The sequence below is a fragment of the Sphingomonas sp. BK235 genome (assembly GCF_004345855.1).
In the GTDB taxonomy this organism is placed as follows: Bacteria; Pseudomonadota; Alphaproteobacteria; order Sphingomonadales; family Sphingomonadaceae; genus Sphingomonas.
The window spans coordinates 1-12,579 of the sequence record NZ_SLXN01000003.1; the positions used below are offsets into that span (position 1 = coordinate 1).

Annotated in this window: 8 protein-coding genes; 5 read left to right on the forward strand and 3 right to left on the reverse strand. The window is 70.4% G+C overall.

The window, feature by feature from the left end:
- Window positions 1–195: 195 nt before the first annotated feature.
- The 3 genes from EV292_RS09000 (at window position 196) to EV292_RS09010 (ending at window position 3,207) form a co-directional block, all read left to right on the forward strand.
- A complete protein-coding gene (locus tag EV292_RS09000) occupies window positions 196–1,191 on the forward strand; it encodes a glycoside hydrolase family 43 protein (protein WP_132908896.1) in 996 nt (331 codons plus the stop codon).
- A 256-nt stretch (window positions 1,192–1,447) separates the two neighbouring features.
- Window positions 1,448–1,690 (forward strand): SWIB/MDM2 domain-containing protein, encoded by a 243-nt coding sequence (locus EV292_RS09005; protein WP_243693733.1) that lies wholly within the window; start codon window positions 1,448–1,450, stop codon window positions 1,688–1,690.
- A 116-nt stretch (window positions 1,691–1,806) separates the two neighbouring features.
- A complete protein-coding gene (locus tag EV292_RS09010) occupies window positions 1,807–3,207 on the forward strand; it encodes a M20/M25/M40 family metallo-hydrolase (RefSeq protein WP_132908898.1) in 1,401 nt (466 codons plus the stop codon).
- A 398-nt stretch (window positions 3,208–3,605) separates the two neighbouring features.
- On the opposite strand, the gene ligA is transcribed toward EV292_RS09010, so the two are convergent.
- Together ligA and EV292_RS09020 are read right to left on the reverse strand one after the other, a co-directional pair.
- On the reverse strand, window positions 3,606–5,747 hold the full coding sequence (ligA, locus tag EV292_RS09015) for an NAD-dependent DNA ligase LigA (protein ID WP_132908899.1): 2,142 nt from the start codon (window positions 5,745–5,747) through the stop codon (window positions 3,606–3,608).
- A 395-nt stretch (window positions 5,748–6,142) separates the two neighbouring features.
- Entirely contained in the window at window positions 6,143–6,574 is a 432-nt protein-coding gene (locus tag EV292_RS09020; protein WP_132908900.1) for an Rrf2 family transcriptional regulator, read from the reverse strand.
- Between the two features lie 164 nt (window positions 6,575–6,738).
- Between EV292_RS09020 and EV292_RS09025 the strand changes: the two genes are divergently transcribed.
- Entirely contained in the window at window positions 6,739–9,081 is a 2,343-nt protein-coding gene (locus EV292_RS09025; protein ID WP_132908901.1) for a glycoside hydrolase family 95 protein, read from the forward strand.
- A 334-nt stretch (window positions 9,082–9,415) separates the two neighbouring features.
- Here EV292_RS09025 and EV292_RS09030 read toward each other — a convergent pair whose 3' ends face one another.
- The gene (locus tag EV292_RS09030; RefSeq protein WP_132908902.1) at window positions 9,416–11,074 is read right to left on the reverse strand and encodes a glycoside hydrolase family 43 protein; all 1,659 of its coding nucleotides are present in this window, start codon (window positions 11,072–11,074) and stop codon (window positions 9,416–9,418) included.
- 310 nt (window positions 11,075–11,384) lie between these two features.
- On the opposite strand from EV292_RS09030, the gene EV292_RS09035 reads away from it, so the two are divergent.
- Complete coding sequence (locus EV292_RS09035) at window positions 11,385–12,572, forward strand: alpha/beta hydrolase-fold protein (RefSeq protein WP_132908903.1); 1,188 nt, start codon at window positions 11,385–11,387, stop codon at window positions 12,570–12,572.
- Window positions 12,573–12,579: the final 7 nt, after the last annotated feature.

Genomic DNA, 12,579 nt, shown 5'->3' on the forward strand with positions numbered 1-12,579 from the left:
GACGTGAAACCCGACCGCGCCAATGGTACTACTGCCTAAGCAGTGGAAGAGTAGGTCGCCGCCAGGCATTGCAGCCCGCGCGTTGCACACCCATCACGAACAAGAACCCATTCACACACACCGCTCTCCACAAAGAGAGCGATCCCCACAGCACCGGACCTTGCACCCACCCCTTCGATGAAGGCAGGAGGGGGCATGGTACGTGCCCTTCTCGCGCTCGCGCTCGCCACCGGTCTCGTCGCGGCGACCCAGCAGCCGGCGATCGTGCCGCAGCCGCCGCTGCTTCCCTCCGGCCCCGACCCGCACATCGCGGCACGAGGCGGGTGGTTCTACGTGATGGTCACCCGCGGCGACCGGCTCGCGATCCGACGGACGCGTGACCTCGCGCGGCTAACCGACGCCCCCGAGCAGATCGTCTGGCGCGCCCCCGCCACCGGCCCCAATGCGCGTTCGATCTGGGCACCCGAACTGCACCATATCGATGGGCGCTGGTATATCTATTACACCGCCGCCGCGGCGGGAAAGGACGACGACGCGCATCGCGGCGTGTTCGTGCTCGAGAATGATGCCGCCGACCCGCTCGCCGGCACGTGGCGCGACCGCGGCCGGATCAACACGCGGCTGCCCGGGCTCGACGGCACCACCTTCACCGCGCGCGGACGCCGCTGGTTCGTCTATTCGGCCTATGATGGCCCGGACAGCGTGCTCGCGATCGCGCCCATGCGCGATCCCTGGACGCTGGCGCCCGGAGAGACCGTGATCGCGCGCCCGGATCAGCCGTGGGAGCGCCAGGGCGGGCGCCAGATCCTGGAGGGCCCGGCGTTTCTGCGCGGACCCACCGGTGACCTCTTCCTCGCTTACTCGGGCAGCGCCTGCTGGTCGGACGGTTATGCCGTGGGCGTGTTGCGCGCCGCTGCCGACGCCGACCCGCTCGACCCCCGCAGCTGGCACAAGGCGCCGCGGCCGATCCTGGCGAGCACCCCCGGCGCGCGCATCCATGCGCCCGGCCACAACGCCTTCTTCACCGCACGCGACGGCAGCGACTGGATCGTCTATCACGCCAATGCGGCGGCGGGGCAGGGATGTACCGCGCGCCGCGCGCCACGAGTCGCGCCGCTGCGATGGGACGCGACAGGGGCGCCGAGCGTCGCGCTCGACCGTCACGCCATGCCCGAGCCACCGCTTGACTGACCGGCACGACGCGAAAAGCCACCGTCCGCGGCGTGCCGGAGCGCACAAACGCATCGTTTAGCTTGCAGCTTCGTTCGCTCCGTGAGCAAACTACCGCCGCAGAGCATCGGCCGCTGGCGCCGTTGGGCATCTGATCTGCGAGAAAGAGGAGAGTGTGATGGCACGATCAGCAGAGAAGCGCGGCAAGGATGAAACCGCCGCGGCCGAGAAGAAGGTCAAGACCACCGGCAAGTCCGCCGGCGGCGCGCGCGGCGGCATCACCGCGCCCGTAACGCCCTCGCCCGAGCTGGCCGAGATCGTCGGCAAGAACGATCTGCCGCGAAGCGAGGTCGTCAGCAAGGTCTGGGACTACATCAAGAAGAACAACCTGCAGGACGAGAAGGACAAGCGGCAGATCAACGCCGACGACAAACTGCAGAAGATTTTCGGCAAGAAGTCGGCGAGCATGTTCGAGATGAACAAGCACCTGAGCGCGCATCTCAGCGCCAAGAAGGCCTGACCGCCGCGCCGCGCGGGGGCGGGGGCATCGTGCCGCCGTCGCCCGCGCGGCGATCCCGCTTGCGTCCGCGGCGACGCGCGATACGCTTTGTCCTTCACGTAAAAGGGGCATGGTGCATGGCGATCGGGCGCAATCTGTTTCTCGTCGGCGCGGCGTTCGCGCTGACCGCGACGCCGGCCCTGGCGCAGAACAAGGGCGCCGCGATCGGTTCCGAGGCGCAGGCGCTGGAGATCGCGCAGCGCGCGATCACGTTCCGCAGCGTTGCCGGCGCGGGCAACCAGACCCCCCAGCTCGCCGCCTATCTTCGATCGGTGCTGATCGCCGGTGGTTTCGCGCCGAGCGATGTCACGGTCACGCCGGTCGACGACACCGCCTATCTGGTGGCGCGCTGGCGCGGCAGCGACCCGGCGGCCAAGCCGCTGGTGATCTCGGGCCATATCGACGTGGTCGAGGCCAAGCCCGCCGACTGGCAGCGCGATCCCTTCACCCCCGTGGTCGAGAACGGCTATCTCTACGGCCGCGGCGCCACCGACATGAAGCTGGACGCGGCGGTGGCGATGACCGCGCTGCTGCGGATGAAGCAGGCGGGGTACAAGCCGCGCCGCGACATCGTGCTCGAATTCTCGGGCGACGAGGAGACGCGGATGAAGACCAGCGCGCTCATCGCCGAGCAGCTCAAGAATGCCGAGCTGGTGATCAACATCGACGGCGGGGGCGGGCGCTTCGCCGAGGACGGCAAGCCGCAGTTCTTCACCTGGAACGGCGCCGAGAAGACCTACGCCGACTTCGAGCTGACCGTCACCAACCCGGGCGGGCACAGCTCCGCGCCGCGGCCGCAGAATGCGATCAACCAGCTCTCCGCCGCGCTGGTGCGGATCGGGCAGTATCGTTTCACGCCGCAGCTCTCCGACGTCACCCGGACGTTCTTCCGCGAGGCGGCCAAGCAGAAGACCGGTGAGCTCGCCGCCGCGATGCGCGCCTTCGCCGAGGATCCGAAGGACGAGAAGGCGATCGCGGTGCTCGCCGCCGACCCGGCCTATGTCGGGCAGATCGGCACCACCTGCGTGTCGACGATGGTGTCGGGCGGGCACGCGCTCAACGCGCTGCCGCAACGCGCCACCGCCAACATCAACTGCCGCATCTTCCCCGGCGTGAAGCCCGCCGACGTCATGGCCACGCTCCAGCAGGTCGCGGCCGAGCCGGCGCTGACGATCCGCGACGTGAGCGAGGGCTCGGTCGCCAATGATGCCTCGCCGATGCGGGCGGACTTCGTCGCGGCGGTGACCAAGGCGCTGAGCGCGTCCTGGCCGGGCGTGCCGGTGTTCCCGAGCATGTCGGCGGGGGCGAGCGACAGCATGTGGTTCCGCTATCACCACGTCCCGAGCTACGGCGCGAGCCCGACCTTCATGAAAGAGTCGGACGATTTCAGCCACGGGCTCAACGAGCGGACCGAGGTGCGCAACATCGCGCCGGGGATCCGCTACTATGTCTCGCTGTTCGGTGACCTGGCGCGGTAGCGGCGCCGGGGTGGCTCGCGGCGCTTCGGCCGTCCCGACATGCCGGCAGTAGCGGTTCCATGCGGCCGGACCCAAGATGTTGATCGTCGCGGTAGCGGCTCGCCCTATCCGTCATCGCGGGCTCGACCCGGGATCCATGGTGCCGCGAGCGCCGCGGCGTTGCTCTCGCGGACGGATGGATCCCGGCTCAAGGCCGGGATGACAGGGTAGACCGCGTGGCCGGGGAAGGACCAGCAAACGGTTTCTCTCGTTGCAGCGTTGATCCGCACCCTTCGTCCGCACGCTCGCCGGGCGTGGCGCGGGACCGCCTCGTCGTGGCGACGTGACGGCAGGCTGCGACTCGTTCGGCCTGCTCCTGCCACCGCACTACCCGCCTGCTCACCTCAACCGGGTAGCGTTCACCCTGCCGCCGCGGCGACGATCGCGATCCAGCCTGCCTCGTCGACGACGCGGATGCCGAGCTCGGCCGCCTTCTTCGCCTTCGATCCCGCGCCCGGCCCCGCCACCAGCAGGTCGGTCTTCTTCGACACCGAGCCCGAGACGTGCGCGCCGAGCGATTCCGCCTGCGCCTTGGCCTCGTCGCGGCTGAGCGTCTCCAGCGTGCCGGTGAAGACGACGGTCTTGCCCGACACTTCCGAGGCGACGGTCTCGACGCGGAAGTCGGGCGGCGCCACCTCGGCGAGCAGATCGTCCCACACTGCGCGATTGTGCGGCTCGTGGAAGAAGTCGGCCAGCGCGTGGCCGACGGCGGCGCCGATATTCTCCACCCCGATCAGCTCGGCGATCGCCTTGTCGAGCCGGGTGCGCAGCTTGCTCGGCTCCTCCCCGAGCGCGGCAGTCGTGCGCTCGCGCAGCGCGATCAGCTCGTCCGCCAGCGCAGCGACCGCGGGCAACGTCACATAATGTTTGAGCAGGTCGCGCGCGGTGACGATCCCGACATGGCGGATGCCGAGCCCGAACAGCAGCCGCGCCGCGTCGGGCTGGCGCCGCGCCTCGATCGCGGCGAGCAGGGCATCGACCGATCTGGCCTGCCAACCCTCGCGCCCGACCAGCTCCTCGCGATGCGCACCGAGGCGGAAGATGTCGGCGGGTTCCGCGATCCAGCCGAGGTCGACGAACTCCACCAGCGTCTTCTCGCCCAGCCCGTCGATGTCGAGCGCGCCGCGGCCGACGAAATGCTTGAGCCGTTCGAGCCGCTGCGCCGGGCAGATCAGCCCGCCGGTGCAGCGCACGTCGACCTCGCCCTCCTCGGCCACCGCCTCGCTGCCGCAGCGCGGGCAATGGTCGGGAAAGATATAGGGTTCGCGCTCGGCGTCGCGCGGCAGCACCTCGACCACCTGCGGGATCACGTCGCCGGCGCGCTGGAGCAGCACGCGGTCGCCGACGCGTGCGTCGAGCCGCACGATCTCGTCGCGGTTGTGCAGCGTGGCGTTGGTGACGACCACGCCGCCGACCGTCACCGGGGTGAGCCGCGCGACGGGAGTGAGCTTGCCGGTGCGGCCGACCTGGATGTCGATCGCCTCGAGCACGGTCTCGGCGCGCTCGGCGGGGAATTTGTGCGCGATCGCCCAGCGCGGCGCGCGCCCGACGCTGCCGAGCCGCTGCTGATAGTCGAGCCGGTCGACCTTGTAGACCACGCCGTCGATGTCGAACGGCAGGTCGGCGCGCTGGTGCTCGATCGCGCGATAGACCGCCAGCGCGGCCGCGGCATCGTCGCAGCGCGCGAAAGCCTCGGCGATGGGGAAGCCCCAGGCGCGCAGCGCGGCGACGATCGCCTCCTGCGTGTCGCCGGGTACCGCGCTGGCCTCGCCCCAGCCGTGCGCGAGGAAGCGCAAGGGGCGCGCCTGGGTGACCGCGGCGTCCTTCTGGCGCAGCGAGCCCGCCGCGGCGTTGCGCGGGTTGGCGAAGCGCCGCGCCTCCTTGCCGCTCGCCTCGGCCTCGGCGGCGAGCCGGTGGTTGAGCGCGGCGAAGGCGGCCTTCTCCATATAGACCTCGCCGCGCACCTCGAAGACGGCGGGCGCCTCGTCGGGGAGCGTGCGCGGGATGTCGTCGATCGTCAGCACGTTGGCGGTGACGTCCTCGCCGGTGGTGCCGTCGCCGCGGGTCAGCGCCTGGACGAGCCGGCGCTCCTCGTAGCGCAGCGAGCAGGACAGGCCGTCGATCTTGGGCTCGGCGGTGAGCGCGACCGGCTCGTCCTCGCCGAGGCGGAGGAAGCGGCGCACGCGGCGGACGAACTCCTCCACCTCCTCGTCGGCGAAGGCGTTGTCGAGGCTCATCATCGGCCGCGCGTGCGCGACCTTGGCGAGGTGCGCGGCGGGCGCGGCGCCGACCTGGCGGCCGGGTGAGTCGGCGCGGATCAGCGCGGGGAAGGCCGCCTCGATCGCGGCGTTGCGGCGAACCAGCGCGTCATAGGCGGCGTCGCTGATCTCGGGCGCGTCGTCGGTATGGTAGCGGGCGTTGTGGTACGCGATCTCGCGCGCGAGCCGCTCGAGCTCGGCAGCGGCGTCGGTCTCGGTGCTGGGCAGCGGCGCGTCGGTCATGCCCGCGTGGGTAAGCGCGGCGTGGCGGTGGGTCTAGCAAATAGCCGCGCGCTTACCCTTCCTCTCATCGTCATCTCCGCGGAGGCGACATCCGGACGCGCGGGTGTGGAAGGACGTAGCGGGCTGCCAGCGTCTCTGAAGCCCCGCCTTGGCGAAATTCTCGCGGGAGCCTTCGTCATCCCGGGCTTGACCCGGGATCCATCGCGCCGCGCGCGCCTTAGCCGTTGTTTCTGCGGCACCATGGATCCCGGCTCAAGGCCGGGATGACGGATAAGCAATCTCGCAGCGGCCTCGCTCCCGCGAGGATGACGGACGAGAGCGGAGAAAGTCGAGGGCGAACCCCACCACGAAAGACCTATTATCGGCGGCCCCGCGGCAGTCGCTGCCGCGTTCGCTCAAGCAGCGGCGAGCTGATTCGCGGTGGCGTCGGCCAGGCTGGTGCCGTCGAGGATGCGCGCGGTCTCGTCGCGCACGCGCATCATCGCGTGGCGGATCGCGCACTCGGCCTCGCTCTTGCAGTCCTTGCACGAGCGATAGGCGGTGCGGCTGACGCAGGGCACCAGCGCGAGCGGCCCCTCGATCACGCGGATCACCTCGCCGAGCGAGATCAGATGCGCCGGCCGCGACAGCACGTAACCGCCCATCTTGCCGCGGTGGCTGTGGAGCAGCCCGGCGTCGCGCAAATCGGCGAGGATCAGCTCGAGGAACTTGCGCGGCACGTTGGCCTCCGCGGCGATCCGGGTCATCGGGATCGGCGGCGATCCGGCCGGCGCGCCCGCCAGGAACAGCATGGAGCGAAGGGCGTAACGGGACCGCTGGGTGAGCATATCGCAGTATATACAGGGATATTGTGGCGGGCAAATGGCCGACCGGGGCTTTTCCCCTTCTCGCCGCCGCGTTCGTCGCGCGCGATGGTTGGTCCGCGCCGTTCGCCGGGCTAAACCCCCGACCGACGCGGTCATCACCGGCACGCGCGGCGGGAGGGTGCGGCATGACAGGGCGAGAGGGCGTGACCCGGCGGGGCGCGATCGGGGCGGCGGCCGGATCGGCGGCGGCGGTCGCGCTCCCCGCGGTCGCGGCGCGCGCAGCGGCCGATACCTCACGGCTCTGGTATCGACAGCCCGCCACCGTCTGGACCGAGGCGCTGCCGCTCGGCAACGGTCGGCTCGGCGCGATGGTGTTCGGCGGCACCGCGCGCGAGCGGCTCCAGCTCAACGAGAACAGTCTGTGGGGCGGCGGACCCTATGATCCCGTCAACCCAACGGCGCGCGAGGCGTTGCCCGAGGTGCGGCGCCTCATCGCCGCGGGGCGCTACGCCGAGGCGCAGCGGCTCGCCGACGCCAAGGTGATGGCGAGGCCGCTCAGCCAGATGTCATACCAGCCGATCGGCGACCTGTTGCTCGACCTGCCCGGGCTGGGCACGGTGAGCGACTATCATCGTGAGCTGGACCTCGACGCGGCGCGGGCGTCGACCCGCTTCGTCGCGGACGGGGTGCGCTATCGGCGTGTGGCGGTGGCGTCGCCGATCGACGAGGTGATCGCGGTCGAAGTGAGCGCCGACCGCACCGGCGCGATCGACCTCGATATCGCGCTTGCCTCACCCCAGCGCGCGCGCGTCACCGCGCACGGCGACACGATCGCGCTGGAAGGACAGGCGCCGGACGAACATGGCGTCGCGGGGGCGACGCGCTTCGCCGCGCTGGTCCGCGTGCTGCCGCGCGGAGGAAGGCTGCGCGCGGACGGCGACCGGCTGGTGCTGCGCGGTGCCGATGCGGTGACGATCCTGGTCGCGATCGCGACGAGCTATCGCCGCTTCGACGACGTCGGCGGCGACGCGCGCGCGCTCGCGACGGCGCAGCTCGCGACCGCGGCGGCGCGGCCGTTCGCCCGGATCGCGGCCGATGCGGCCGCGGCGCATCGGCGGCTGTTCCGCCGCGTCACGCTCGATCTCGGCCGCACCGCGGCGGCGGACCGGCCGACCGACGAGCGCGTCCGCACCAGCCAGCACGTCGCCGATCCGGCGCTGGCGCAGCTGTATTTCGACTATGGCCGCTACCTGCTGATCTGCTCGTCGCGCGCGGGAGGTCAGCCCGCCAACCTGCAAGGATTGTGGAACGACCGCGTCAAACCGCCATGGGGTTCAAAGTACACGATCAACATCAACACCGAGATGAACTATTGGCCGTCCGAGGCGACCGCGCTGCCCGAATGTACCGCGCCGCTGATCCAGATGGTGCGCGAGCTGGCGGTGACGGGGGAGCGCACCGCGCGCGCCATGTACGGTGCGCGCGGCTGGGTGGCGCATCACAATACCGACGGATGGCGCGCCACCGCGCCGATCGACGGCGCCCCCTGGGGCCTGTGGCCGACCGGCGGCGCGTGGCTCTGCACGCATCTGTGGGACCGCTACGATTACGGCCGTGACCTCGGCTATCTCCGCTCGGTGTATCCGCTGATGCGCGGCGCGGCGCTGTTCTTCCTCGACACGCTCGTGGCCGATCGCGCCAGCGGGCATCTGATGACCAGCCCGTCGCTCTCCCCCGAGAACGTCCACCCGCGCGGTGCCGCGCTGTGCGCCGGCCCGGCGATGGACCAGCAGATCCTGCGCGACCTGTTCGATCAGACCGCGCGCGCCGCCGGGCTGCTCGGCACCGACGCTGCCTTCGCGGGCGAGCTCGCCGCGGCGCGCGCGCGGCTCGCTCCGGACAAGATCGGCGCGCAGGGGCAATTGCAGGAGTGGCAGGAGGACTGGGACGCCGCGGCGCCCGAGCCGCACCATCGCCACGTCTCGCACCTGTACGGCCTGTTCCCGAGCACGCAGATCGACGTCGATCGCACCCCGGCGCTGGCCGCGGCGGCGAAGCGCTCGCTCGAGCTGCGCGGCGACGAGTCGACCGGCTGGGCGACCGCGTGGCGCGCCAATCTGTGGGCGCGGCTGCGCGACGGCGATCATGCGCACCGCATCCTCGCTTATCTGCTCGGCCCCGAGCGGACCTACCCGAACCTGTTTGACTCGCACCCGCCGTTCCAGATCGACGGCAATTTCGGCGGCGCGCGTGCGATCGCCGAGATGCTGATGCAGAGCGACGGCGACGAGATCCTGCTGCTCCCCGCGCTGCCGCGCGCGTGGCCGGGCGGCGCGGTGCGCGGGCTGCGCGCGAGGGGTGCACGGCGGGTCGACCTGACCTGGCGCGCGGGGGTGGTCGAGCGCGTCGCGATCACCGCCGACGTGGCGGGGTCGGTGACGGTGCGCGCCGGTACGAGACGCGTCACCGCGCGATTGGGTGCGGGCGAGGTGCTGCGGCTGCGCGGGCCGGACTTGCGACGCGGGTAGGATTGGATCCATCGACGCTGAAGCGTGCTCCGGCGAAAGCCGGAGCCCAGGGCCGCGAGGATGACGATCGCGGCACTGGGCTCCTGCTTGCGCAGGAGCACGCTCGGCTTTCAGATGTCGCAGATCATAATCTGCCTCGCGCCTTCGTCTCCGGGTTGCGGCGAGCGCTCCAACTGCGCCCAGCCGTCATCCCGGACCTGGTCCGGGATCCACTGTGCCGCGAGCGCCTCCGGCCGTCGCGCGAGCGGATGAGTGGACCCCGAAGCGAGTCCGGGTGACGGGGAGCGAGATGCTCGATCCGATCGGGCCACGCAGCCGCGCCCGCGCGGCCCGATCACGGCGCCTCGACGAACGGCCCGATCACGGTGCCGACGAAACCGCCGGCGCGCTGCGTGCTGAGGAAGGTCGTGTCGAGCCGCTCGGTCAGCGTTCGTCGCGCGCCGCCGACCGTATAGTCGAACGCCATCGTGCCGCCCTCGGCGCGGATCGTCAGCGTCACCGCGCTGCCGGCCTCGACCGGCGCCGAGGCGACCAACGTGTCGCTGTCCGCCAGGTCGCGCTGGTACAGCGCCACCATCGTCTTGCCGCCGACCCGCGTGACCGCGAACGCGAGCAGCGAACGGTCGTTCTGCACCGCCGCCAGACCGGCGCGTGCGCCGTCGCGCTCGGGGGCGAAGCGCAGCACCGTCGATACCGTGGCGACATGGTGCTGCTGGCGCCGACCGAGGAAGGCGGGCGTGCCGCTCAGGTCGCCGAAGCGCGCGGCGGCGCTCAGCTCGAGCACACCCCCGGCGAGCCGGTAGAAAGGGCGGCGCGGCGTGCGGATGCCGATCCACTGCAGGCCGAGCGTGGCGCCGTCGAACTCGTCGACATAGCCGAAGTCGCCGCTGGTCGGCAGCGTCGGAGCGGGGCCGGCGGGAAGCCGGGCCCGCGCCGCGGTGAAAGGGATCGCGCGGCCACGCTCCAGGATGTGCGGCCAGCCGCCGCGCCACGTCACCGGCAGCAGGAAAGTCTCGCGACCGATATTGTAATGGCCCTCGGCATAGGGGCGCGTCGCCAGGAAGGTCGCCCACCAGTCGCCGTTCTGCGTCTGCACCAGCTTGGCGTGCCCCGCCGAGGTGACCGGGTGCGCCCGGTTCGCGGGCAGATCGCGCTGGGTCAGGATCGGGTTGCCGGCATAGGGCATGAACGGTCCGCGCAGCGCGGGCGAGCGGAACACCACCTGCGAGTGATTGTCGCCGGTGCCGCCCTCCGCCGCGGTGAGATAATAGAAGCCGTCCTTCTTGAGCAGGTGCGGCCCCTCGATCCACACCGGCTTGGTGGCGAGGTCGACGCCGCCGTTGACGAGCTGCGTGCTCTCCCCGACCATCTTGCCCGCGCGCCAGTCATATTCCTGCACCCACAGCGCGCGGTGGCCGTCGTAGCGCGGCGGCTCGTTGGGCGCGCGATTGTTGATGATGTAGGCGCGGTCGCCCTCCCAGAAGATCGACGGGTCGATCCCCTCGAACGGCAGCCAGATCGGCTTGGACCAGGGGCCGGCAGGATCGCGCGCGGTGATGATGAAATTGCCGCCGCAGGAGACGCAGGTGTTGGCGATGTAGAAGACGCCGGCATGGTAGGAGATGTCCGGCGCGAACACCGCCTCCGATACGCGCCGACCGGTGAAGTCGAGCTGGTCCGGGCGGTCGATCGCATTGCCGATCTGAGTCCAGTCGACGAGGTTCGTCGAGCGGAACACCGGCAGGCCGGGAAAGTGCGCGAACGACGAGTTGACGAGGTAGTAATCGTCCCCGACCCGCGTGACCGACGGGTCTGGGTAATAGCCGCTCAATATGGGGTTGCGATACTGGCCGGCGGACAGCGGCGCCTGCTCCTGCGTGCGGCCCTGATAGGTGAAGCGCTCGAACCGCGCGACCTGCGCTGAGGCCGTGGCGCTGACGAGCGTCAGCAGCGTGGCCGCAAGGGTGCCCATCCGCCTCGTGACTTGCCGCATCTCGCCTCTCCCTTGTTTGTTACAGCGCATCGTTGAAGTTAACGCTACCATGACAAGGCGCGACCTTTCCACCAGCGTCATCCTGAACTCGTTTCAGGATCCATGGGCCCGCGTACGCCGCAGCCGGAGAGTATGCGGCACGGTGGATCCTGAAACGAGTTCAGGATGACGCTCTAGGAAGAGAGGGCGGGTGAATTGCTCCTTACACCGCCGCTCTCATCGCTTGCGCCCCTCCGGGAATGCTGTAGAACATATCAGATAGGATTCGTCGAGCCGTGTAGAGCATCGCGAACCGGGAGAGGAGAGGGTGATGAGACCAGCTCGTGCCACCATGATCGCGTGCCTCGTCGCCGCCGCGCCGGCGCTTTCGCAGACGACACCGCCGGCACCTTCCGCGGCGATCGCTGAGGACTTCAAACCGTCGTCGCTCAACCAGCCCGGCCAGGCCTATCCGCAGGTCAACTCGCAGGGCTATGTCCGCTTCCGCGTCACCGCGCCCGATGCCAAGGCGGTGCGGGTCAGCCTCGGCCTCGGCGGGCGCGGCGGCACCGTCCTGACCAAGGCGGCGGACGGCAGCTGGACCGGCACGTCGGAGGGGCCGCTCGACGAGGGCTTCCATTATTACCACCTCACCGTCGACGGCGGCACCTTCAACGATCCGGGCACGCTGAACTTCTACGGCTCGACGCGGTGGGAGAGCGGGATCGAGATCCCCGCGCACGACGCCGACATCTACGCGGTGAAGGACGTGCCGCACGGCCGGGTCGAGCAGATCCTGTTCGCCTCGCCGAGCACGCGCACGCACCGCCGCGCCTTCGTCTACACCCCGCCCGGCTATGACGCCGCGGATGGCAAGCGCTACCCCGTGCTGTACCTCCAGCACGGCTGGGGCGAGGACGAGACCGCCTGGTCCAACCAGGGCCACGCCAATCTCATCATGGACAATTTGCTCGCCGCGGGCAAAGCGCGGCCGTTCCTGATCGTCATGACCTATGGCATGACCAACGATGTCCGACCCGGCAGCCCGGGCGGGCTCGCCAGCTTCGACATCACGCCGTTCCGCACCGTGCTGATCGACGAACTGATCCCCTATGTCGACCGCCACTATCGCACGCAGGCCGATGCGCCGCACCGTGCGATGGCGGGGCTGTCGATGGGCGGGTTCGAGACCAAGCTGATCGCGCCCAAGAACCTCGACACGTTCGGCGCGATCGGGCTGCTGAGCGGCGGGACGATCGCGCCCGAGGATGTCGCCGCGGCGCCCGGCTATAAGGACAAGGTGCGGCTCACCTTCGTCAGCTACGGCAGCCGCGAGCTCGAGAACGGACGCACGCGGGGATCGGCCGCGCGGCCCAGCGTCGATCCGCGCGCCAATGCCGAGGCGCTGAAGCGCGCCGGGCTCAACAGCGTGTTCTACGTGTCGCCCGACACCGGGCATGAGTTTCTGTCGTGGCGCCGCAGCCTGTACCAGATGGCACCGCTGCTGTTCCGCGATTGAACCGCGT

Bases quoted from the DNA above. Each gene is read 5' to 3' on its own strand.
- EV292_RS09000 (WP_132908896.1), top strand. From the start codon at position 196: ATGGTACGTGCCCTTCTCGCGCTCGCGCTCGCCACCGGTCTCGTCGCG.
- EV292_RS09010 (WP_132908898.1), top strand. From the start codon at position 1,807: ATGGCGATCGGGCGCAATCTGTTTCTCGTCGGCGCGGCGTTCGCGCTG.
- ligA (WP_132908899.1), bottom strand. From the start codon at position 5,747: ATGACCGACGCGCCGCTGCCCAGCACCGAGACCGACGCCGCTGCCGAG.
- EV292_RS09020 (WP_132908900.1), bottom strand. From the start codon at position 6,574: ATGCTCACCCAGCGGTCCCGTTACGCCCTTCGCTCCATGCTGTTCCTG.
- EV292_RS09025 (WP_132908901.1), top strand. From the start codon at position 6,739: ATGACAGGGCGAGAGGGCGTGACCCGGCGGGGCGCGATCGGGGCGGCG.
- EV292_RS09030 (WP_132908902.1), bottom strand. From the start codon at position 11,074: ATGCGGCAAGTCACGAGGCGGATGGGCACCCTTGCGGCCACGCTGCTG.
- EV292_RS09035 (WP_132908903.1), top strand. From the start codon at position 11,385: ATGAGACCAGCTCGTGCCACCATGATCGCGTGCCTCGTCGCCGCCGCG.